Annotated in this window: 12 protein-coding genes; 8 read left to right on the top strand and 4 right to left on the bottom strand. The window is 66.5% G+C overall.

Annotated features, from left to right (window positions below):
- Positions 1 to 60 precede the first annotated feature (60 nt).
- A complete protein-coding gene (locus ACP7DE_RS23605) occupies positions 61 to 561 on the top strand; it encodes a GNAT family N-acetyltransferase (protein WP_426074435.1) in 501 nt (166 codons plus the stop codon).
- A 722-nt stretch (positions 562 to 1,283) separates the two neighbouring features.
- On the opposite strand, the gene ACP7DE_RS23610 is transcribed toward ACP7DE_RS23605, so the two are convergent.
- The gene (locus ACP7DE_RS23610) at positions 1,284 to 2,345 is read right to left on the bottom strand and encodes an NAD(P)H-dependent flavin oxidoreductase (protein ID WP_426074367.1); all 1,062 of its coding nucleotides are present in this window, start codon (positions 2,343 to 2,345) and stop codon (positions 1,284 to 1,286) included.
- 99 nt (positions 2,346 to 2,444) lie between these two features.
- Here ACP7DE_RS23610 and ACP7DE_RS23615 point away from each other — a divergent pair, with 99 nt between their 5' ends.
- Both ACP7DE_RS23615 and ACP7DE_RS23620 read left to right on the top strand, forming a co-directional pair.
- Positions 2,445 to 3,320, top strand: a complete 876-nt coding sequence (locus tag ACP7DE_RS23615) for a LysR substrate-binding domain-containing protein (RefSeq protein ID WP_426074436.1) — start codon at positions 2,445 to 2,447, stop codon at positions 3,318 to 3,320.
- Positions 3,321 to 3,540: 220 nt separating this feature from the next.
- Positions 3,541 to 3,831 (top strand): YbfB/YjiJ family MFS transporter, encoded by a 291-nt coding sequence (locus ACP7DE_RS23620; RefSeq protein WP_426074368.1) that lies wholly within the window; start codon positions 3,541 to 3,543, stop codon positions 3,829 to 3,831.
- 3 nt (positions 3,832 to 3,834) lie between these two features.
- Here ACP7DE_RS23620 and ACP7DE_RS23625 read toward each other — a convergent pair whose 3' ends face one another.
- From ACP7DE_RS23625 to ACP7DE_RS23635, 3 genes are read right to left on the bottom strand one after another with little or no spacing between them, the layout of a single operon-like run.
- On the bottom strand, positions 3,835 to 4,896 hold the full coding sequence (locus ACP7DE_RS23625) for a serine hydrolase domain-containing protein (RefSeq protein WP_426074369.1): 1,062 nt from the start codon (positions 4,894 to 4,896) through the stop codon (positions 3,835 to 3,837).
- 2 nt (positions 4,897 to 4,898) lie between these two features.
- Positions 4,899 to 5,690 carry an alpha/beta fold hydrolase gene (locus ACP7DE_RS23630; protein ID WP_426074370.1) on the bottom strand — a complete coding sequence of 264 codons (792 nt, stop codon included), beginning with the start codon at positions 5,688 to 5,690 and terminating at the stop codon, positions 4,899 to 4,901.
- Complete coding sequence (locus ACP7DE_RS23635; RefSeq protein ID WP_426074371.1) at positions 5,687 to 6,703, bottom strand: M14 family zinc carboxypeptidase; 1,017 nt, start codon at positions 6,701 to 6,703, stop codon at positions 5,687 to 5,689. Before ACP7DE_RS23635 ends, ACP7DE_RS23630 begins: the two co-directional genes overlap by 4 nt.
- A 209-nt stretch (positions 6,704 to 6,912) precedes the next feature.
- On the opposite strand from ACP7DE_RS23635, the gene ACP7DE_RS23640 reads away from it, so the two are divergent.
- The 5 genes from ACP7DE_RS23640 to ACP7DE_RS23660 all read left to right on the top strand — a co-directional run bounded on the left by ACP7DE_RS23640 (position 6,913) and on the right by ACP7DE_RS23660 (position 22,730).
- A complete protein-coding gene (locus ACP7DE_RS23640; RefSeq protein ID WP_426074372.1) occupies positions 6,913 to 7,656 on the top strand; it encodes a hypothetical protein in 744 nt (247 codons plus the stop codon).
- Positions 7,653 to 8,228 carry an RNA polymerase sigma factor gene (locus tag ACP7DE_RS23645; RefSeq protein WP_426074373.1) on the top strand — a complete coding sequence of 192 codons (576 nt, stop codon included), beginning with the start codon at positions 7,653 to 7,655 and terminating at the stop codon, positions 8,226 to 8,228. The genes ACP7DE_RS23640 and ACP7DE_RS23645 overlap by 4 nt, the downstream gene beginning before the upstream one ends.
- Positions 8,229 to 8,236: 8 nt before the next feature.
- Complete coding sequence (locus ACP7DE_RS23650; RefSeq protein WP_426074374.1) at positions 8,237 to 9,211, top strand: FecR family protein; 975 nt, start codon at positions 8,237 to 8,239, stop codon at positions 9,209 to 9,211.
- Between the two features lie 143 nt (positions 9,212 to 9,354).
- Positions 9,355 to 22,020 carry a filamentous haemagglutinin family protein gene (locus tag ACP7DE_RS23655; protein ID WP_426074375.1) on the top strand — a complete coding sequence of 4,222 codons (12,666 nt, stop codon included), beginning with the start codon at positions 9,355 to 9,357 and terminating at the stop codon, positions 22,018 to 22,020.
- Positions 22,017 to 22,730: a sigma-70 family RNA polymerase sigma factor gene (locus tag ACP7DE_RS23660; protein WP_426074376.1), complete on the top strand. Its 714-nt coding sequence runs from the start codon at positions 22,017 to 22,019 to the stop codon at positions 22,728 to 22,730. Before ACP7DE_RS23655 ends, ACP7DE_RS23660 begins: the two co-directional genes overlap by 4 nt.
- The last annotated feature ends 26 nt before the right edge of the window (positions 22,731 to 22,756 follow it).

Raw genomic sequence — 22,756 nt, forward strand, 5'->3', positions numbered from 1 at the left:
AACAGACTTGCAGTATAAATCGGGAAATACACCTTATCATTCAAAGCAAGAAATTTCCTTATCCGTCATGTTGTCTACAGCGACCTCCCTGCACTGACGACTTTGTTAAACGCCCCTGATGTGCGTGGAGAATACTTGACGAATGCGATACATTCGCCAATTGAACTAGAGCGCAACCTCAATGCCGACGGCATGGTAAGCGATGCCCTGGTATGGTTTGTGATTGTTGAACCGCCCGGCGGCACTGTCATCGGAACGATTTGGCACTTCAAGGCAGTGCCCTACTTTAATGCGCGCGAGATTGGCTATACCCTGTCGAATGAGTACCGTGGCCGGGGTTTTGTCACGGAGGCTGTGCGGCTGCTGGTGCGTTACTTGTTCGATTCCACCCTGGTCAACCGACTAGAGATTCGTCTGGACACGCGCAATGAGGCATCGGAAAAGGTGGCGATTAAAAGCGGCTTTCAGAAAGAGGGGATATCACGCGGTGCCAATTTCGTGCGTGGTCAATATGTCGATATGAATGTGTATGCACTATTGCGGGGTGAGGTGGGCAGCTGAAGGCTCTGCCCGTACATTCGCTGAGTGGCCGCTTCCGGCAGCCGATGGCCGTCATTTGAAAAAAGAAAAGTGTGGAAAAGAACGTTCGTCAAATGCGGGGGGCATGCCATTGCGGAACAGTACAATTTCATGTCCGGCTCACCGACGAGCTGAATACCGCGCGGCGTTGCAATTGCTCATATTGCCGAATGCGTGGAGCGATCGCAGTCTCAGCGGCGCTAAGGGACGTCGAAATCATTGCCGGAGAGTAGTCGCTGACCGTTTACCAGTTCAACACGATGCAAGCAAAGCACTATTTCTGCTCAAAGTGTGGGATCTACACGCACCATCAGCGCCGGTCTAATCCGTATCAATACGGGATAAATGCGGCTTGCCTGGACGGAATCAGTCCATTTGACTTTGAAGAAATACCGATGAATGAAGGGTGCATTCATCCCAATGATAAAGTTGCAGGGAGCGGTCTCAGCATTGCTGGATACCTACGATTCTTGCCTAACAAGAACCACGAAGATAAGTGAGCTGCCATCCTAATTTTGATGGGCAATTTTCCACACCCAGTCCTACGGAAACGTAGTGCTGATAGGCGCGGGAACTTCCGCTTCTGGGCGGAAGCGGACACTACACTGCAGTCGCAGCGTTCAGCCACCTTTCTCTCTTTCGCTGGCGTGCGGCCTGTGGCATACGTGTCCATGGCGGCGTCCCATGTCAGCGGCATCCTGAAATTAAGGCGCCATTTCGTTTGCCAAGGTCAAAACCAGCTGCTCCGCCCCCATTTCCCGCGCCAGCGGCGCGCCCTGGCCGGCCCATTGCGCGGCAAATTCGCTGTCGCCGTGCTGGCTTGCCAGCGCGTTCAATTGTTTGGCGGCATCGTAGGCGACGGGGTAGGCGGCCGGCGGCGGGCTGCCTGGCGCTTCGCCGTGTTCGATCAAACGGTTCAGCATGCCGCGCGCCAGGCGGCCCGAGAGCACGCTGGTCAGGCGGGTGGCCGCCGCCCGCCCGCTTTTCAGCTTGGCGCGGTAGTCCGCATTGGCCGACGATTCCGGGCACAGCACGAACGCCGTGCCCAGTTGGGCGGCCACGGCGCCCAGGTCCAGCGCGGCGCGGATGCCTAGGCCATCCATGATGCCGCCGGCGGCGATGAGGGGCAGGGCGGTGCGGCCCGCCAACAGACGCAGCAGCACTGACGTGCTGTGACGCTCGTCCGGCGCTTGCGGATCGAAGACGCCGCGATGGCCGCCCGCTTCCACGCCTTGCGCCACGATGGCGTCGACACCCGCCTGTTCGATCAGGGCCGCTTCGCGCAGATTGGTGGCCGTCGCCATTGTGTAGATGCCGGCCTGGCGCAGGGTGGCGATTTGCTGTGTCGTCGGCAAGCCGAAATGAAAGCTGACGACGGCGGGGCGCTGTTCCAGCAACAGGGCGAATGCCGGTTCATCGCCGATAAAGGTTGTATAGATCTCGTCGAGTTCCACCGGCAAGGCCGCACCCAGCTCCGCAAACAGGGGTGCCAGATGGGCCAGCCAAGCGGCTTCGCGCCGCGCATCCCTCACCGCCGGCGCATGGCAAAACACATTCACATTAAAGGGGCCGTCGGTCAGCGCGCGCGTGTCGGCTATCACTTGGCGCGCCTGCGCCACGGTGCCCGCTCCGATAGCCAGCGAACCGAGGCCGCCCGCATTCGAGACAACGGCGGCCAGGCGCGGCGTGGAGACGCCCGCCATCGGCGCCTGGATGATGGGGTACCGCAAGCCGAGGCGGTCGAGGAAGCGCTGGGACGAGGTCATGCTGTTTCCTTCATGAAGTTGAGGATGCCGTGTCGTACGCATATTCGTATTCTTATTTTGAGAATATAATATCACAATCATTTCAAAAGAAAGAACATGATGGATATGGAGTCATTGACGATTTTTTGTGCCGTGGCCAGTGAACTGAGCGTCACCCAGGCCGCAGCGCGGCTGGGCCGCGCGCCGTCCAGCGTCACCACGCGCATTCAGCAGCTGGAAGCCGATATCGGCGCCGAATTGTTCGTGCGCACCAACAAGCGAATGGCCCTGACGGCGGCGGGCGAGCGCTTTCTCGAGTATGCACAGCGCCTGCTGGCGCTGGCGGAAGAGGCCAGGCATGTTGTCACTGGCGGGCGCGAGGGTGGCACCTTGCGCGTCGGCAGCATGGAAAGTACGGCGGCCAGCCGCCTGCCGGCGCTGCTGGCCGCGTATCACGCCCGCTATCCGGCGACGCGCCTGGCGCTGAGCACGGGGCCATCGCGGCCCCTGATCGAGCAGGTGCGCACGGGCTTGCTCGACTGCGCTTTTGTTGCCTTGCTGCCATCGTTCGGCGGCGTTGCCGCCTTGGTGGAGCTGGGCTTGGCATCGGCAGCCGTGTGGCGCGAGGAACTGTGTTTGCTGCTGCCGGCCAGCGAAACGCAGGCGCGCCGCGCCGTGGATGTGCGCACGCGCTCGCTGGCGGCCTTCCCGCAGGGCTGCACCTACCGCGGCATCGCCGAAGAGGTGCTGGGCGTGGCCGGCAGCACGCAATGGCGGGTGCAAGAAATGAGTTCGTATCACACCATGATCGCCTGCGTGGCGGCCGGCGCCTGCGTGACCTTGTTGCCGGCCAGCGTGCTGGCGCTGTCCGATGCGCCGGCTACCCTGAAGACGCTTTCCGTAGGGCAAGCCGACACTCTGCTGGTGTGGCGCGCGGGATTCGACGTGCCCGCCTTTCAACACTTGCTGGCGCAAGTGGGCGAGATGGCGCCGTGAACGCGCCGGCAAGGCTGCGCGCGGCCATCGCAGGGGCGGCCATCCTCGCCATCGGCATGGGCTTCGGCCGCTTCGCCTTCACGGCCAACTATGCCGGTTACTTGCTGGGCGCCATCCCGGCCATGCGTGCGCAGGCCCACAGCGCGCACCGCCCGCACCCGCTGCGTCGACGCTGGCACCGGAGGCACCGGCTACACGAGCGCCTCGGCACGCGCCAGGCGTGGCGCTGCCCGTGCTGGCGCCCTTGGCCGCCGGCGATCTGCTCAGCGACATCCTCGGCGGCGGCACGTTTGTCGGCAAGGTGACCATCGCCATGCCGGCCGCGCAGCGGGCCGCCGGCAAAGCGGGCGCCCGCATGATGGCCATCATGACGGTGGTGTATGGCGTGGGCCAGATCATCGGCCCCGTGCTGGCGGGCAGCCTGTATGCGCAATCGCACAGTTTCAACAGCGCACTATTGGCGGCGGCCGGCGCGTTGCTGCTGGCTATTGCCGTGAGCCTGCGCTTGTAAAAATCAGAGATCGAATGCGCAGCGCATGAAGTCGCCCCGCAGCGCGTTGATCCTGGCGAAATCGCGTGTGTAGTACAGCTTGTTCGTCAGCAGCAGCGCATAGCGGCCGCGCCGGGGGCTGAGCCACAGGGCGGTGCCGGTGAAGCCCAGATGGCACCAGACGTCGTCTTCGGGCCTGGTGCCCGCCGCCGGGTGCCAGAACAGGCCGCGCGAGGGAGTCAGGGCACCGGTCTGCACCGTCAGCGAGGCGCGCACCCAGTCGGCGTCCAACACCTCGCCGTGGCGTCCCGCTTGCGGCGCCAGCATTGCCAGCAGGAAGCGCTGCAGGTCGGGTACGTTCGAAAACAGCCCGGAGATGCCGCACACGCCGCCCAGCAGCCGGGTCGAAAAATCATGCGTCACGCCGGAAAGGTGCGCGCCCGCCTGCTCGCAATACTCGGTGGGCGCGACCTGCATGCCATGCGCAGCTGCCAGCGGGCCAAAGCCCGTGGCGGCCATGCCCAGCGGCCGCAGGACATGCTCGGCCAGGGCCTGGTCCAGGGGCAGGCCCAGCAGCCGCTCAATGACCAGGCCGAGGATCAGTGCCGCGCGGTCCGTGTATTCGACGGCCTGGCCCGGCGTGCCTTCCAGCGGTTCGCGCAGCACGCCGCGCACGATATCGTCGTACACCTCGCCATAGCTGGCGCGCAGGCGGGCGCGCAGCGGCAAGCCGGCCGTATGGGTGAGCAGCTGGAACATGGTGATGGGCGCCAGCGCATGGCCAGCCGTGCCGGGCAGCACGTCGGCCAGGCAGCTGTCCAGGCGCAGGCGATTGCGGCGCACCAGCCAGCCCGTCAGCGACCATACGCTGATGATCTTGGTCAGCGAAGCGATGTCGAACAAGGTGTCGACTTGCATCGCGGCACTGGCGGGCTCGGGCGTGAGCCGTCCGGCCGCGCCTGCCACGCTGTGATGGATGGTGCCCATGGCCCAGGCCGCGCCTGGGAAAATGTGTTCCTGCACGCCGGCCTGCACCAGCTCTGCCAGTTGGCCGCCCGGCGCGGCCGGATCGTCTGTTATCTGCATGCTCATCGTGATGTTGTTTTCAGCTCATGTTCTGGCGCTGCCACCCCCAGCCAGCGCGCCACCGATAGCGCCACCCACAGTCCCTCGTCCAAGGGCAGGTCGTGGCCCGCGTCGCGGTGAATCAGGCAGTCCGCCTGCCAGGCGCGCGCCAGTTGCTGCGAGCAGCGGTGGTCGACCAATTGATCTTGCGCGCCGGCAATCACCAGCACGGGCATGGCGGGGCGGCTGGAGGGGGCGCGGTAGCGGGCGGCCGACAGCAGCTGGCGCAGCGCGTTGCGCCGGCTGACGGGGTATTCCTGCTGATATGCACGCCAGTCGGCCAGCAGCGCGGGGTTGCCTTGTGCATATCGGCGGCTGGTCAGGCGCAGGATCAGCGCTTCCTGGCTGTGTGCATCGCCCAGCAGCAGCTGGCGCAGCAGGGCAGCGTAGTTTTGCCAGCGCAGGCGCCGGTAAAACGGACTGTACGGCCGCATGCTGGTGTTGAGCAGCACGCAGCGGGCAATTTCCTGCGGGTAGCGACTGGCCCATTCCACGGCCACCATGCCGCCCAGCGACAGGGCCAGCAAGTGGTACGGGGCAGCGATGCCGCGCGCCAGCATTTCCTGACGGCAGGCTTCCACCATGTCTGCCACGCGGGTGGCGCTGTCCTGCGCATGGCGCCTGCCATTGCCGGGCAAGTCGGGCGTGATGATGCTGGCGCCGGGCAAGGCGCGCGCGAGGCTGGCGGGAAACTCGCCCCAGTGGCGCTGTTCGCGCATCAGGCCGCGCAATAAAATCCAGGTGGGCGTCGTCATGATTCGTACCATTGCATGAGCGCGCGCCGGCGCTGCGCCTTGCGCAGCAAGCCTTCCGGCATCCAGCGGCCGTGGCTGCTGGCGGCGCGCATGAGGAAATCGAACCACACCAGGTGCCGCCGCAGCACGCGCTGCAAGCGGTGCGCAGCCGTGGGGTTGAAGATGCTGACCCGGTTGAACAACTGGCGCGGGTTTTTCTTGACCCACAGCCACGAGCCCATTTCCAGGGTCAGCGGCAGGAACACGCGCCCGCTGTAACTGGTGCCGTTCAGGTACAGATAGTCCCACAGGTCGCCATGCGTGCGGTACTGGCGGCTTTGCGGCTCGAACACATAGTTGTGGTTGGGGTAGCTTTGGCTGAACAGCTCTTCCAGCGCGCCGATCTCGGCCAGGTGTTTGATCGGCACCTTGGTATGTGCATGGGGAAACCAGATGCGGTCGCGCAAGCCGAAACCGGAATGACAATCGAGGGCGATGCTGAACTGGCGCGACAGCAATTCGCGCTCGACGAGGTTGCACACGGCTTGGCTTTCCAGTTCCATCGGTCCCCCGGCCGCGCCACGGTACCAGGGCAGGCGGGCGCTGTAGCGCTGTCCGCCCAGCATGAACGGCACTTTTTCGCGCGCGCTGAGCGGTGCGTTGCGCATCAGGTCCACGCCGCGCGGATTGCAGCGCGTGGCTTGCCACATGCCGCCCGGATTGACCAAGGGCATGAACACGAGGCGCATGCTTTCCAGCTGCTGATGCAGGGTGGCGTCCCAGCGCAGGCGCGCGATCAGGCTTTCCAGGAAGGACAGGAGCACTTGCGTGCCGATGCGTTCGAGGCCGTGGATGCCGCCAAAAAAGCCCAGCACGGGCACGTCAGGGCTGGGGTTGCCCAGCGCGATTGTGTACACGGGAAATTCGCGCCCATCCATGGCGATGCTGCAGGGCGCGGCCACTTCCAGGTGGCTGCCACCCTCGTCGATGAGGCGTTTCAACATGACCAGCTCGGGCAGATTCTTTTCGATCATCAGGCGTCTGAAAGGGAAAGTGACAGTCAGTGTAGCCGAAATAACTGCCGCACCAGACGTCCCGCATGGCGAAATATATGGATGGCAAGCATGTCACGAAGCCGTCATTTTTTCTGTGTAGGCTATTGCAGTTGACGCAAGAATTGTTACTTGGCAATGCCTCATTTCCACGCAGTTCCACCCTCACACGATAGCGACACGATAGCGATATGACAGGCAGCCCGGCATCCGTCCATGTGCTCGCGCTGGCGGGATACCTGGTTCTGCTGGGCTTCCTGACCGCGGTGGGGCCAGTGCGGGCGCAGTCGGCCGAGGGTTCCGTGCTGCAGTTCGACATTGCCGCGCAAAACCTCGGCGATGCGCTCGACCTGTACAGCCGCCGCACGGGCATCGCCGTGCTGATGGATCAGCGCTACGCGCAGCGTCAGTCGGCCGCCGTACGCGGCGCGTATGCGGCAGGCGCGGCCCTGCAAGTCTTGCTGGAGGGCACGGGGCTGCTATCGCGCCTGTCCGACGCGCAAGCCGTCATCGTGTATGCCCCTGCCGGCACTCCGGCTGCAGCGGCGGCGGACTTGCCGCCGGCCGCCGTCGTGGCCGCCGCCGACATCCCCGGCGCCCTGCAGGGCGGCAGCGACCATGCGGCCTATGTGAGCCGGCTGCAGCATATGCTGCTGGGGCTGCTGTGCCGCGCGGCGCAGACGCGTCCCGGCGGCTACCGCCTGGCCCTGCAGCTGTATCTGAACCGCGCCGGGGTGGTGGACCGCGTGCACTTGCTTGACAGCACGGGACTGCGCGCGCGCGACACGGCCATCGCGCGCGTGGTGCTGGGCATGCGCGTGGGCGCGCCGCCGCTGCCTTCGATGCCGCAGCCCGTCTCCATCCTGCTGCTGCCGCAAGGGCCGGGCAGCGAAGTCGATTGCGCCGCCAGCGCGCCGGGTAGGACCGCCCCATGAGCATGCCCGACCTGCGCACCAAGCTCAAACGCCACCTCAGTTCGCGCTACGCCGTGCTGCGCTGGCGCCTCGAACGCGTGGTCGGCTGCAAGCACAATGCGGCCGATGCGCTGCAGGAAACCTGGTTGCGGCTCGAAGCGATGGTGGCACCTGGCCCCGCCGCCGCGCCCATCCACAATCCCGACGCCTATCTGCTGCGCATGGCGGCCAATATCGCCACCGATGCCTACCGCCGCGACCACATCATCGTCACCGAGCGCGAACGCGAAGAGCTGATGCACATGGCCGACGAGATTGGCGACGACATCAGCGATCCCGCGCGCATCGTCTCGGCGCGTCTCGACGTGCAGGCGCTCGACGTGGCGCTGGCGGGCCTGTCGCCACGCCGCCGCGCCATCCTGACGGCGGCGCGCATCGATGGCATGCTCAACGCGGAGATTGCCGAGCGCTTCGGCATTTCCGTGGCGATGGTGAAGAAAGAATTGCAGGCCGCCATGCAACACTGTAAAACGTGCATGGCCGACGCCGAGGCCGCCCAGCGCAGCGATGTGTCGGGCCGCCGTAAATATTGATGAATCCCATGACTGCTCCTGACCGCGATCCACGCTTTTCTGACCATACCGACACCGCCATCGGCCAGCAAGCCGCTGCCTGGTGGGCGCGGCTGCGTTCCGACGATTTTACGCAAGCCGACGCCGACGCCTTGCGCGCCTGGTGCGCGCGCAGCCCCGACCATGCGCGCGCCTGGCGCGAACTCAAACAAGTGTGGCAGGCGCTCGATCCAGCGTTGACCCATGCCGCCGCCGCTGCGCCACAGCGGGCGAACGTGCTGGCGTTTCCCGTCCGGCCGGGGCGGCGTGCTTTTCTGGGCGGCGCGCTGGCGGCCGGCGTGGCCGTGCTGGCGCTGCGTCCACCGCTGGGGGCCTGGCCTTCGCTGCAAGAGTTGAGCGCTGACTACCGCACGGGTACGGGCGAGCAGCGGCAAGTGGCGCTGTCGCAACAGATGACGGTGCAGATGAATACGCAGACGCGCATCAATGTGCGGGCGCCGGAAGCTATCGAACTGCTGGGCGGCGAGGCGGAAATCCTGGCCAGCGGCGCGCGCCAGCCCGTGACGGTGCTGGCGGGAGCGGGGCGCTTGCTGGCGCAGTCGGCTCGCTTCAATGTGCGTCACACGGACGACGTCGTTTGCGTGACTTGCCTGGCGGGCGCCGTGGACGTGCTGTGGCAACAGCGGCGCCAGACCCTCGATGCAGGGCAGCAACTGGTGTACGACGACCGGAGCGCGCAGGCGGCCACGGCCGCGCCGACGCAGGAGGCGAGCGCCTGGCGCACGGGTGCGCTGTCGTTTGTCGGCAAACCGCTATCCCAGGTAGTCGATGAAATCAACCGCTACCGGCCCGGCCGGGTGCTGCTGCGCAATCCCGAACTGGGCCGCCGCCTGGTGCGCATGCGCTTTTCCATCGGGCAAACCGATGGCGCGCTGGCGATGATACGCGACCTGTATGGAGCGCAAATGACCAGCTTGCCAGGCGGCATCGTGCTGCTCAGCTGATTCCGGGTTTCTCTGCCGGGGCTGGTCAAAAATATTTTTCAAAAAACATTATCCCTTCCGCCATCGAGCTACGTCATGGAGGCATGGACGCCTGCGCCACCGCCAGGCTCCGTTCCCTACTCTCTAGCCAGGAAACCATTGCCATGACCAAGCTTCACACTGCCCAGCGCCCAGTCCCGAACGTTGACACGGGCGCGCAGCGGTCCTCCACGCTGGGCAGCCGCTTGCGGCTCACGCCGCTCGCTTACGCACTGACCACGATGCTGATGGCGGGCGCCTTTACCACGCCGGCGCGCGCGCAGCAGGCGTTCAGCGGCGGCTGGTTCGCGGCCAAGGGCGCGGCGCAAAATACGGCGGCCAGCTCGGGCCGCTTGCCGAATGGTCAGCCGCTGCCGCTGGGCAGCCGCCCCGAGGGCCAGCAAGCGAATCAGCAACTGCAGCGCTCGCTCAACAACTTGAACCTGGCCGCGCGCGCCATTGCCGCGCAGCAAGCGGCAATGGCGCAGGCGCGCCAGCAGGCCGCTGGCGACCCCAGCGTGCCAAATGGGCTGGCGCAGGGCGGCTTGCAGGTCGACACCAACAGCCTGACGGCCGGCTGGCTCAACGCCCAGGCGCCCGTGCAGACGGTGGCGGCGGGCAAGATGGCCGTGGTGGTGCGGCAGACGGCGGACAAGGCCATTCTGAACTGGGAAACGTTTAACGTCGGCAAGGATACGACCCTGACGTTCCAGCAACAAAAAGACTGGGCCGTACTGAACCGCGTCAACGACCCGCAATCACGTCCCAGCCAGATCCAGGGCCAGATCAGGGCCGACGGCACGGTGCTGCTCGTCAACCGCAACGGCATTGTGTTTACCGGCACGAGCCAGGTCGACACGCGCAGCCTGGTGGCGGCCGCGGCTCGCGTCAGCGATACCCAATTCCAGAAGAACGGCATCCACAGCTCCGGCACGGCCGGCGCCACGACGTTCACCGATGCGGCCGGCAAGGTGCAGGTGCAGGCGGGCGCGCGTATCGCCAGCAATGCGCCCAAGGGCAGCACGGAAGGCGGCGGCTATGTGATGCTGCTGGGTAAGGAAGTCCACAATGCGGGCGAGATCAGCACGCCCAAAGGCCAGGCCCTGCTGGCCGCCGGCGACAGCTTTAATATTAAAAAAGGCGTGGGCACCGATGGCAACCCGCTGTCGAGCACGCGCGGCAGCGAAGTCACGCCGCAGTTCGCGGCTGGCAGCACGGCGGGCAAGGTCGTCAACACGGGCTTGATCCAGGCGCGCGAAGGCGACATCACCCTGGCCGGGCGCGAAGTGCGCCAGGATGGCGTCGTGATCGCGTCCACCACCACGGCCACGCGCGGCACCATTCACCTGAATGCGCTGGGCAGTGACGCGGCCGTCACCGTGGGACGCGGCGCCACAACGGCCATCCTGGTCGAAGACGACGGCAAGACCACGGCGCTCGACAGCCAGCGCGACGCCATGCGCGGCCCGGCCGTGACGTCGACGGAAAATATTCTCGCCGTGAACGACCGCCGCGACCAGTCGCGCATCGAGATCGGCAGCGCCGGCACGGTGGAATTCCTCGGCGATTCCCTGACCCTGGCCACGGGCGGCCAGATCGCCGTCAACGCCGCCAGCCGCAGCCTTGTGCGCGACGGCGCCCAGCTCGACGTCTCCGGCGCCGTGGGCGTCAAGGTTGCCATGGCGGCCAACAATGTCGAAATCAACGTGCAGGGCAACGAGCAGCGCGATGCGCCCGTGAACCGCGACGGCAAAGCCTTGATCAACAACAATATCTGGGTCGACCGCCGCAAGCTGGTGTTTGTACCGAAGGGCACGAACGGCTATGACAGCGACCGCTGGTACACGGCCGGCGGCTTGCTGGAAGTGGCCGGTTACCTGGGCACGCAGGGCCATTCCGTCAGCGAGTGGATGGCGCAGGGCGGCACCGTCACCTTCGGCGGCAAGGATGTCGTCACGCAAGCCGGCTCCAGCATCAACCTGTCGGGTGGCACCCTGGATGTGCAAACGGGCGCACTGCGCCAGACTTGGCTGAAAAGCGCCGATGGCAAGCTGGTTGAAGCGGGCAGCGCGCCCGCCGACTTGCCGTATGCGGGCGTGTACAAGGGTTACGAGGAAGAGCATGCGCGCTGGGGCAAGGAGGCCAGCGCGTTCTACGCCAGTCCATTGATCGCCGCGCAGCAGCGGCTGGAAAACGGCTACACGGTGGGCCGCGACGCCGGCAAGCTGGTGATCGCCACCGGGTCGGCCGTGCTGGAAGGGGGCATCGCGGGCGACGTTTTCCAGGGCGAGCGCCAGATACAGGCGCCGCAGGCGCTGCTCGACGGCTACCAGCAGTCGCCACTGGCGGCCGCGCAGCGGGGGCAGTTGATCGTTGGCCAGTATCAGCCGATGTTCGACAAGCGCACGGGCGTGCTGCAGCATGCGCTGTCGGCCGTCATGGACGAGGTGCGCTTGACGCGCGTGCAGGACGGCATCGCCGCCGGCCTCGAGGTGGCGGACGTGCTTGCAGTGGAACGCCAGGGCAAGCTGCTGCTCGATACCAACTTGCTGAACGAACAACAGCTGGGCGCCATCCGCATCGCCGCGAAAGGCGCGATCACGGTCGACAGCGCGCTGCAGGTGGCCGACGGCGGCAATATCACCCTGTACGGCACGGACGTGGCGCTGAACGCCAGCCTGCGCAGCCATGGCGGCAGCATTGCGGCCGGCAATGTGCTGAACCAGATCGGTGCGGCGGGCATGGCTGACACCTTCGTCATTCCGGGCGGACCCGCCGGCAAGCTGGTGCTGACCGATGGCGTGAGCCTGGACACCAGCGGCTTGCTGGCCAATGTGCTGCGCGACCCGCTGGCCGCCGCCGGCTTGCCGTACCTGAACGGTGGCAGCGTTTCCCTGCGCGCGGTTGGCGACGTGCGCATCGGCAATGGCAGCCTGATCGACGTGAGCTCGGGCGCGGCCATTCTTTCACAGGCGAAGCAGCAGGGCGGCAAGGGCGGCAACCTGACCCTGGCCAGTTATGGGCCTAAGGCCGACCTGCTGCTGGGCGAGGGCGCGCAAGTGCGCGGCCATGGCGTGGCGGGTGGCGGCAAGCTGGAATTGCAGGCGAACAAGATACTGGTCGGCCCAGCCGATACCGCACAGAAAGGCAGCCTGCAGCTGGGCGGCGACTTCTTCGACAAGGGTTTTTCCAGCTATAGCCTGCTCGGCAAGCAGGGCTTGACGGTAGCGGACGGCACGCTGGTGGACGTGCGCATGCCCGTGCTGCGCGTGGTGGACAATGAAAAATTGGCCCTGTGGACGCCGGAGCAATACACGGAAAATGCATTCAAGGGCACCTTGACCCAGCGCAAGGGCGCCAGCCTGGCCTTGCAAGTGGGCGATATCCAGTCCGGCGCGGCCGACATGGCCAGCGCCGAACTGCTGGTCGGCAAGGGCGCTGTGGTGAATGTCGATGCGGGCCAGGCCATCAAGCTGTCCAGCGTGGGCCAGTTGACGGTGGAAGGACGCTTGAACGCCTGGGGCGGCAAGATCAGCTTGGGCGGCGTGGGCGTCGACGTGAATGTGTCCGAAGCGGTGGAAGCGGCCGGCCATGGCCGTTCCCTGTGGATCGGCGAGAACGCCGTGCTGGACGTGGCGTCGCGCGCCGTGACGGCCACCGACGTGCAGGGCCGGCGCTACGGCAAGGTGGTCGATGGCGGCAGCATCGTTGTCGGCGGCGAAATCAACCATGCGCAGGGCAGTACCTCGGCGGCCAGCCTGTTTGTCGTCGTGCGCGACGGTGCCGTGCTCGACGCTTCCGGCGCGCACGCCGTGCTCGATGTGAACGGTGTGAATGGTGTGAATGGTGTGGCGGTCGATGTGGCCAGCGCGGGCGGCAGCATCGCGCTGGCCTCGAACAATGGCTTGTACCTCGATGGCCAGCTGCTGGCCAGGGCGGGTGGCGCGGGCGCGGCGGGCGGCACCCTGTCCGTGGCTACGGGTTCGCCCGAATACCGCAAGGAGCTGGCGCAGGCCAGGGTGCTGCAGGGACGCCAGTTGAAGTTGACGCAGCAGCAGGTCGCCAGCGACCTGGCCGATGGCGTCAGTGCACAGGAGGCGGCGCAGGACGGGGCGCAAACGCTGCAGTACGGCCATGGCCGTTTTTCGGTGGAGCAGGTGGACGCGGGCGGTTTCGGCAACCTGGCCCTGCTTGGCGCGGCAAGCTTCGATGGTGACGTGTCGCTGAGGCTGCAGCAAAGCTTCCAGCTGTACGGTGCGCCCATGCTGTCGCCTGGCAGCAAGCCTGGCGCGAAGGTCAGCATCGCGGCGCCGTATGTGCGCCTGGCCAGCGTCAAGCCTGTCGGCCGCGATTTCTATACGACGCCAGGCAGCGCGGGAGAATCGCCGGTCGCCCGGCAGATCAACATCGCGGGTGACTTGATCGACGTGCGCGGCATGGTCTCCATCCTGGCCGACGACGTGCGCCTGACCAGCCGCGGCGACCTGCGTTTCCTGCTGTCCCCGCTGGGCTGGGATGGCAATCAAGCGACGACGGTGCTGTCCTCGCCGGGCGACATGACCCTCAGTGCAGCCCAGCTGTATCCGGAAACGGGCGCCGGTGCCGCCGTGCGCGTTGGCTCTGGCTTGGTGGAGGGAAAGTTCGGCTACGATCCTGCGCGCAGCCTGAACATCGCCCGCACGACCGACAGCGTGCCAGCCATGCCGTATTCCGCCTTCGGTTCGCTGGAACTGGAGGCTGCGCATATCGAGCAGGGTGGCGTGGTGCGCGCGCCGCTGGGCCGTCTGGCGATCGGCGCGGCCCGCTATAACAATGACAAGAGCCTGACGGTGAATCTATTGCCTGGTAGCGTCACCTCCGTCAGCGGCGCCGGCCTGGTCATGCCGTATGGCGGCACCGTCGATGGACAGGCCTGGAATGTGGATGGCAAGCCGGCCGCCCTCCTGGGCGTGGGCGGCTTCAGTGGGCAGGGCGGCCTGCTACGCGTCGGCGTGGAAATGGCCGGCGTGGCCGTCGACGTGCGGCCGGGCGCACTGCTCGACCTGTCCGGCGGCGGCGAACTGACGGGTGCCGGTTTCATCGCCGGCCGCGGCGGCTCCACCGACGCGCGCTATCATCCGCTGGTGCAGGTGGGCGCGAATGGTGGTTTTGTCTTGCCGGGCCTGGCGACCAACCCTGTGTACGCCATCGTGCCGGGCGTGCAAACGCCGCAGGCGCCTTCGGGCGGAGACAAGGCGGCATCCGATGCGGCCGTGGGCCGGCAGGTGACCATCGGCAATGGCGTGCCGGGCTTGCCCGCCGGCACCTACACCCTGATGCCCTCGACCTATGCCTTGCTGCCGGGCGCCTTCCGCGTCGAATTGAACGGCCTGGCGGGCCAGGGGGGAAGCGCCGCCCTGGCGCAGCAGCTGCGCAATGGTTCCTGGGCCGCGCCCGGCACCTTGTCGATTGCCGGCACCGATATCCGCGCGCCGCTGGCCAGCCAGCTGATACTCACGCCAGCCAAGGTCTTGCGCACGTATTCCCAATACAATGAAACGGGCTATGCCGCGTTTGCCCTGGCCGATGCGCAGACGCGCGGCATTCCCCGGGCAATGCTGCCGTCCGATGCCAAGACGCTCAAGCTGACCCTGGCGCAAGATGGCGGTCTGGACACATTCCAGTTCCGGGGCACCGGCAAGTTCGCCGCAGCCGAAGGCGGCTATGGCGGCACCGTGATGCTGGGATCGAGCAATGTCTCCAATGGCGAGATTGAAATTCTCGCCGATGGCGCGCCGGCCACCAGCGGCGCCGGGTTGGTCAGCGTGCGCGCCTCGAGCCTGAACAATATCGGTGCGGCCCGCATTGTGGTGGGCAACATACCGACGGTGGCATACGGCCAGGGCGGCAATTACGTGAACTTCGGCGTCAACTCGGCGCGCGCCATCTACCTGCGCGCGGGAGCCGTCCTGTCGGCGCCCGAGGTATTCCTGGTGGCCCAGGACCCGGGCAATGAGATGCAGGGCGATGGCTTGATCGATATCGCGCCTGGCGCGGGTATCAGCACCTTGGGACGCGGCAAGGCCGCGTATGACGCCAACGACGGCTTCATCTATAAGACCCGCGCGGACATGCACGTGCTGGCCGCGTCGAACGGCTTGCTCAATGCGGCGCCGGTTGGCGGTTCGGCGCGTGGCGGCATCCGCATCGGCGTGTGCGACGACGCTTGCGCCGGCACCAGTACAGCGAGCCTGTACTCGGAAGGCACCTTGCTGCTGTCGACCAATGGCAGTTTCCAGCTGGACGACTCGGCCCGCTACGGTACGCGCAACCTGAGCCTGTCCGTGGGCGCCATCAACATGGGCAGCAGCGAAGCGCTGGCGGCGGCGCAGGCCAACGGCACGCGTTCCAGCGGCCTGGCCCTGAACCAAGGTGTGCTGGACCGCCTGCTGCGCGGCGATACCAGCACGGGCGCACCGGCGCTGCAGGCGCTGATGCTGAGTGCGGCAGACGGCGTCAATTTCTATGGCGACGTGGTGCTCGATACCTACGACAAGAGCACGGGAAAATCCACCCTGGAGCGCCTGGTGCTGACCACGCCGGCCATGTACGGCCAGGGCGGCGCCGATACCGTGGCTACCATCCGCACGGCCAACCTGATCTGGGGCGGCGCGCTGTCTCCAGCTGGCAATATCATCGCGCATGGCGCCGGCACGGGCAGCGGCACCCTGAACCTGGAAGCGGAACGCATCGATTTCGGCTTCGGCCCGTTCACGCAACCGGCCGGCGTCGCCTCGTTCGACCGCCTGGCGCTGGGTTTTGGCACCGTCAACCTGAAAGCGTCGGGCCAGGTCACGGCCAACCACAAGGGCAGCCTGTCCGTCTACCAGGCGCAGGGCGCCTACGAGGCGGGCAAGGGTGTTCAGTACAGTGGCGGCAAGCTGAACATCATCACGCCGCTGTTGACGGGCGACGCTGGTTCCGCGCACAGTTATACGGCGGGCGGCGCGCTGACGGTGGCGGCGCCGGCCGGCGCGACGCCAGCGGCTGCCGTCAAAAACAACGATGGGCTGGGTGCCCAGCTGGCCTTGCATGGCGATAGCGTCAGCGTGGCGACGGCCTTGGTATTGCCTAGCGGCAAGCTCACCGTCAACGCGCAGCACGACATTACCGTGGCCGACGGCGCGCGCATCGACATGGCGGGCCGCAAGAGCACCTTCTTCGACGTGGATAAATACAGCTGGGGCGGCGACGTCACCCTGGACAGCCGCGCCGGCGATATTCGCCAGGCTGCGGGTGCCGTGATCGATCTGTCGGCCGAGAACAACCGCGCCGGCAGCCTGAAGGCCGTGGCGCTCGATAGCGCGGCCGGCATGGTGGACTTGCAGGGCAAGATACTCGGCGGCGCCAGCGGCAGCTACGACGCGGGCGGCACCGTGGTGCCATACAAGAAGGGCAGCGTGGATGTGCGCGCGCTGACGCTGGACGCGGGCGGCACGCTGGACAGCCAGTTCGCCGCGCTGAACACGCGCCTGACGGAAGGCGGCGTGACGGGCGGGCGCAGCTTCCAGCTGAAACAGGGCGATCTGACGATAGGTAATGAGCTCAAGGCGGGTGAAGTGCAGGTGTCCGTCGACAACGGTCGCCTGGTCGTCGCCGGCGTGATCGACGCCAGCGGCGAGCGCGTGGGCAGCATCCGCCTGGCCGGCAAGCATGGGCTGACCTTGGCCGGCAATGCCGTGCTTGACGCGCATGGCAGCGTCTTGCGCGTCGACAGCTATGGCAAGATCATCGACAGCCCGAACCGGGCCATGGTGGAGCTGAACGCGGGCGAGGGCACATTGGACCTGGCCGGCGGCGCGCAGATCGACGTGCGCCACGGCACGGCGGCCGTGGCCGGCAAGGGCAAGGGCCAGTACGACGGCGCCGCGCGCGGCACGCTGGAATTGAACGCGCCGCGCCTGGGCAGCGGCGGCACCCGCACGGACGTTGACGCCGCCACCTTTGGCGACATCGCCATCGCGGCCGGCGGCGGCTTGACCATCCGCGGCGCGAAATCCATCGCCGTCAACGCCATGCAGCGCTATGACGACGCAGCCTACGCCATGGTGCCTGGCGCCAATGGTCAGCCGGTGCAAGACCTGTCGGCCAGCGGCCGCCCGTATCAGGTGATCAACCAGGCGTATCTCGACAGCAAGCATGCGGACAGCACGGCCTTCATCGATGCGGCGCTGGCCAACACGAAATTGCGCAACGGCAAGCTGGCGGGCTTAACGACGGCCGCGTATGCCGATGCGCTGCACTTGCGCCCAGGCGTCGATATCGTCAGCAAGACGCCCGATGGCGACCTGGTGGTGCAGGGCGACCTGGACCTGTCAGGCATGCGCTACGCCAGCCTGAATCCGCGCTTCCAGCAGACGGGCATGCGCGGTTCGGGCGAGGTGGGCAGCTTGCTGCTGCGCGCCGGCGGCGACTTGAGCATTTACGGCAGCATCAATGACGGCTTCGCGCCGCCGCCCGCCACCAAGGATGACAAAGGCTGGGTATTGCTGCCGGGCCGCGACATCAATGGCAGCGACGTCATCGTGCCGGGCCAGGGCGTGACCGTGGCCGATGGCACGCTGTTCCCGGGCGGCATCGCGCTCAACTACGATTTACCCATCAAGGGCTTCAATCTGGGCGCCAATACGCGCCTGCCCGCGGCCGTGACCCTGGACCAGGCCGTGACCTTGCCGGCCGGCACGGTGCTGGCGGCGGCCGTGCGCGACAGCGCCGGCAATATCATCCATGCGGCCGGCAGCCTGCTGGCCACGGCGCAAACCTTGGACGCCGGCATGCGCCTTGACGCAGGCAGCGTGCTCAAGCAACCGGTGAAAGTGGGCGCCATGACCTGGCCCAAGGGCATGCCGCTGCCTGGCGTGGCGGGCGAACGCTCCATCTTCATACTCAACGGCAACCTTGCGCTGGCTGTGGGCTCCCTGATCCCGTCCGGCACCGACGTCAAGCTGATGGCCGGCGTGGCGTCCATCCAGCTGCGTCCGGAAGTGGCGGGCAGCCAGGGCAAGTTGTGGGCCATCGCGCCCATGCTGGCCGAAGGCTCGCAAGCGTGGGGCATGCGCCTGGTGGCGGGCGCCGACCTCGATGCAGCCGACACGCGCAGCGTGCAGGCTCATCCCGAGCATGGCACCCTGCGCCTGGCCGACAGCCATTACGGCATGTCCGGGATCCTGATTCCGCCGAAGGGCGTGCAGTACTGGAGTCAGGCTGCTGCGGACCTGGGTATCGAAGGCATCGTGGCCGGTGAAATTATCACTGACGAATTCCTTAGCCGGTTCGATACCAATATCGTGGATTTCTGTGCCGGCGACCCGACCATGTGCGTGTTGAAGGTAGCGTACATCTGGACCAAGGTCGGCGCGGAAGAGTTTGCCGACGACAGCGTGAAGGCGGGCGACGTGGTCGACCCGGTGGCGCTGAAGTGGTTGACCATTTGCGAGGAAAATCCCACTTGGTGCGGCACCTCCAGTTCCACGTTTGACTACAAGGCGTCCAGCTTGCGCTACAGCGTGCTGCGCACGGGCACGGGCGATTTGGACCTGCTCAGCGGCGGCGACTTGCGCATGGACAGCCTGTATGGCGTGTACACGGCCGGCATGTCGTCCACGGCGACGTTGCCGGGCGACCCGTTCAACCAGGCACGGGCGCGCAATGCCGACGGCAAGGTATTGAACAATCTGGACGGCGAGCATGAACACCTGGTCGATGGCGGCACCGGCAGCATCTACCGCGCCTGGTACCCCGACCAGGGCGGCAACCTGCTGCTGAAGGTCGACGGTGACCTGAGCGGTTCGTTATTGGGCCGCAGTGCCGCGATCAATTTGCGCCCCGTGACGGCGGACGCGGGCTATGACAGCACGGCCGTGGGCAACTGGCTGTGGCGCCAGGGCAGCGGCGGTCTCGCCATCGGTGGCCTGGCGCAGCCGGTGGCTTGGTGGGTCAATTTCGGCACCTATGTGGGCCGCAGCACCCTGGCCGACGACGTCCTGGGCTTTACGGGTTTCGGTACCCTGGGTGGCGGCAATCTGCGCGCCGACGTGGCGGGTGACGCCGGCGCGCTGGCGCTGGCGCAGGGCAGCAGCTATGACGGCAATATCAATACCCGTTCGCAGGGCTTGCTGCTGGCCGTGGGCAGTACGGGCCGCGTGAATGCCGATGGCAGCATGGTGTTGACGGGCGGCGGCGACCTGGACCTGCGCGTGGGCGGCGCCATCAACCCGGCAGGCGTGCCGAATGCTGGCCACATGAATGGCGCCCTGGTCGACTTGCGCGGCCACGCGGAAACGTCGGCCGCGCAACTGGGCAGCCTGAAGCTGCAATATGGCACACAAAGTACCGATCACGCGCCGAAAGAAACACGCGCCTACGATGCCTTCACGGCCACGCGCGCCACGCCGCAGGGCGGCATGACCCTGGTGCCGGGCGACGCCACGTTCAGCGTGGCGACCCTGGGCGACCAGGTGCTGCAAGATGTGGCCGATCCCGGCCGCGTACTGATGCTCAACCCGACATCGGCGCTTGCGCCATCCGGCGAACTGGGTATCGGCAACAGCTGGTTCAGCCTGTGGACACCGCACACGGCGCTCGACCTGTTCTCCGCCGGCGGCAATCTGACGCCATTGACGGCGTCGATCGGCACGGAAACCGACTTCGCCACCATCTACCCATCCATCGTGCGCGTTGCCGCAGCGCATGGCAGCCTGTACTACGGCAAGACGATTGTGGACAGCAATGCTGCCAATAGCTATGCCGCACCATTGCTGCTGGCGCCTTCGCCGAATGCACAACTGCAGTGGCTGGCCGGTGATTCCATCTATGCTGGCGGTTTTACCATCGGCCAATCCGGCGCGGCAGCGGACAGCATGGCGACGCCGTTCAAGCCCGCCTACCTCGCCCTGACCCCGAATTCATGGTCGACCGGTCCGCTGGCCAGCAATCTGTCCAGCACGGGGGTGCCGGCGAGGGCAGATGTATACCAGCTGTTCGCCTTCGGTCCCGATTCGGCCGCCGGCCCTGGCAACAGCGGCACGCAAGCGGCACGCATCTATGCCGTCAAGGGCGATTTGCTCGGCGTCAACGTCGGTCGCATCGTCGAGTTCTACGACGCCAAGCATGCGGGCATCACCTGGTATGAGGGTGCGCAACCGGTCTGGATGAAGGCCGGACGCGACATCGTCAGCAGCGGCACGGCGCTGCTGGAAGGCGTGGGCGGCAGCGAGAGCGGCATGTTATTCAACACCTACAGCAACCTGTTCGTGCATAACAATGCGCATGACGTATCGGTGGTCTCGGCCGGGCGCGATATCCTGGGCAGTTCCTTCAACGTGGCCGGCCCCGGCACGCTCGATATCAGCGCCGGGCGCAATATCCTGATGCAGGACAAGGGCAGCGTCGTCAGCCTCGGCCCCGTTGTGGCGGGCGACAAGCGTGCGGGCGCCGGCATCGCCATGCAGGCGGGCGTGGGCGCGGCCGGTCTCGACTATCTGCGCTTCGTCAAACCCTACCTCGACCCGGCGAACGTGGCGCAGACGGGCGTGCCGCTGGCCGAGCAGGCTGGCAAGGTCGTGAAATCGTACGAGAAGGAGCTGGCTGCGTGGCTAGTCGAGCGCTACGGCTTCAAGGGCACGCCTGCCGAAGCGCTGGCCTTCTACCTGGCCTTGCCCGAGCCGCAGCAGCGCGTGTTTGCCCGCACTGTGTATTTTGCCGAACTGAAGGCGGGCGGACGCGAGTACAACGACTGGGACAGTTCGCGCTACGGCAGCTTTTTGCGCAGCCGCAACGCCATCGCAGGCTTGGCGCCGGCCACCGACGCCGGCGGCAAGGCGATTTCCTATGCGGGCGACATCGTCATGTACCGCGGCACGTTTGCTCTCTACAATCCGAGTTCGGGAAACAATGACCGCATCGTTCCCCGCAGCGGCTACGTGCACACCAACTTCGGTGGCGATATCGCGCTGCTGACGCCGGGCGGCAAGCAGGTATTCGGCATCGAAGGCGAGGCGCCGCCGTCGACCTCGGGCGTCATCACCAAGGGCGGCGGGAATATCAACCTGTTCTCGCATGGCAGCATTCTGCTGGGCCAGAGCCGCGTCATGACCACGTTTGGCGGCGATATCCTGGGCTGGTCCTCGGAGGGCGACATCAACGCGGGGCGTGGTTCGAAGTCGACCATCGTCTACACGCCGCCCAAGCGCGTGTATGACAACTGGGGCAACGTGACCTTGTCATCCGACGTGCCGAGTACGGGCGCCGGCATCGCCACCCTGGCGCCGATTGCCGAAGTGCCGGCCGGCGACGTGGACTTGCTGGCGCCGCTGGGCACCATCGACGCGGGCGAGGCGGGCATCCGCGTCTCGGGTAACGTCAACCTGGCCGCGCTGAAGGTGATGAACGCGGCGAACATCCAGGTCAAGGGCGAAGCCAAGGGTATGCCGACGGCGGCATCCGTCAACGTGGCTGCCATGACGAATGCCAGCGCGGCCGCCACGCAGGCGACGGCGGCGGCGCAGGACGTGGTGCAGCGCGAACGCGCCGCCACCCGTTCGGCGCAGCCATCCGTGTTCACGGTGCGCGTGCTGGGTTTTGGCAGCGACGCGCCGCCTGACAGCGCGCAAGCGATGCCGCAGGACGGCGCGCGCATCGAGGCGGCCGACTACAACCCGCGCAGCGCCGTGCGCGTGCTGGGCCTGGGCCCGCTGCCGGAATCGGCCACGCGTCAGCTGACGGCGCAAGAACGCAGCAGGTTGTCGCCATGATGGCCCGCTTGGCCGAACCCTTGCCCTTGCGCGCGGCCGGCATGGCCTGGTGCCTGCCCGCTATCCGGCCCCGTCTGCGGGCGGCCAACGACATGGCGCCAGCGCCAGCGTCGTTGCCGGGGCAGGGCAGGCAGATGCAGGCTGTGCTGGAAAGCAATTACCGGGGCTTGCACCGGCGCCTGACGCGCCACCTGGGTTGCACCGAGCTGGCCAGCGACAGCCTGCACGACGCCTGGCTGCGCCTGGGCACGCTGGCGGCGGGCGATGGGGCGCCGCTGGCGCACAGCCCCGTCGCCTATGTGTTTCGCGTGGCTTGCAATGCGGCCATGGACAGCCTGCGCCGCAACCGCGCCTGGCTGTATGCGGACGAGGGCGATGGGGACGGCGCCGCTGGCCAAGTCGATTTTCTGGCCGATATGGCGGCCGGGCCGGAACGCCTGGCCGAGCTGCATGCCGACGTGCGCCGGCTGGCGCAGGCTGTCGACTTGCTGCCGCGGCGCCACCAGCAAGTGCTTGAAGCGTTGCGCGTGGACGAACTGACCCGCCAGGAAGTGGCCGAGCGGCACGACATGTCCTTGCGTAATGTCGATACGGCTCTGCGCCAGGCGCTCGACCATTGCGCGCGCCACACTGGCCATGCGGCACAGGGTGGCGTCGGCACGTCCCGGCGCAGCCTGAGACTGAACGTTCGTTCGCGTACAGACGCGTAAATCTCCTGCTGCCAGACTGGTACTTC

Origin of the sequence: Janthinobacterium sp. DSP2-3-3 (assembly GCF_049897325.1) — a bacterium.
Lineage (GTDB): Bacteria > Pseudomonadota > Gammaproteobacteria > Burkholderiales > Burkholderiaceae_D > Janthinobacterium.

Excerpts from the sequence above, each read along its gene's own strand:
- ACP7DE_RS23625 (WP_426074369.1), bottom strand. The coding sequence starts at position 4,896 with ATGCAGATAACAGACGATCCGGCCGCGCCGGGCGGCCAACTGGCAGAG.
- ACP7DE_RS23640 (WP_426074372.1), top strand. The coding sequence starts at position 6,913 with ATGACAGGCAGCCCGGCATCCGTCCATGTGCTCGCGCTGGCGGGATAC.
- ACP7DE_RS23650 (WP_426074374.1), top strand. The coding sequence starts at position 8,237 with ATGACTGCTCCTGACCGCGATCCACGCTTTTCTGACCATACCGACACC.
- ACP7DE_RS23655 (WP_426074375.1), top strand. The coding sequence starts at position 9,355 with ATGACCAAGCTTCACACTGCCCAGCGCCCAGTCCCGAACGTTGACACG.
- ACP7DE_RS23660 (WP_426074376.1), top strand. The coding sequence starts at position 22,017 with ATGATGGCCCGCTTGGCCGAACCCTTGCCCTTGCGCGCGGCCGGCATG.
- ACP7DE_RS23610 (WP_426074367.1), bottom strand. The coding sequence starts at position 2,345 with ATGACCTCGTCCCAGCGCTTCCTCGACCGCCTCGGCTTGCGGTACCCC.
- ACP7DE_RS23645 (WP_426074373.1), top strand. The coding sequence starts at position 7,653 with ATGAGCATGCCCGACCTGCGCACCAAGCTCAAACGCCACCTCAGTTCG.
- ACP7DE_RS23615 (WP_426074436.1), top strand. The coding sequence starts at position 2,445 with ATGGATATGGAGTCATTGACGATTTTTTGTGCCGTGGCCAGTGAACTG.
- ACP7DE_RS23635 (WP_426074371.1), bottom strand. The coding sequence starts at position 6,703 with ATGATCGAAAAGAATCTGCCCGAGCTGGTCATGTTGAAACGCCTCATC.
- ACP7DE_RS23630 (WP_426074370.1), bottom strand. The coding sequence starts at position 5,690 with ATGACGACGCCCACCTGGATTTTATTGCGCGGCCTGATGCGCGAACAG.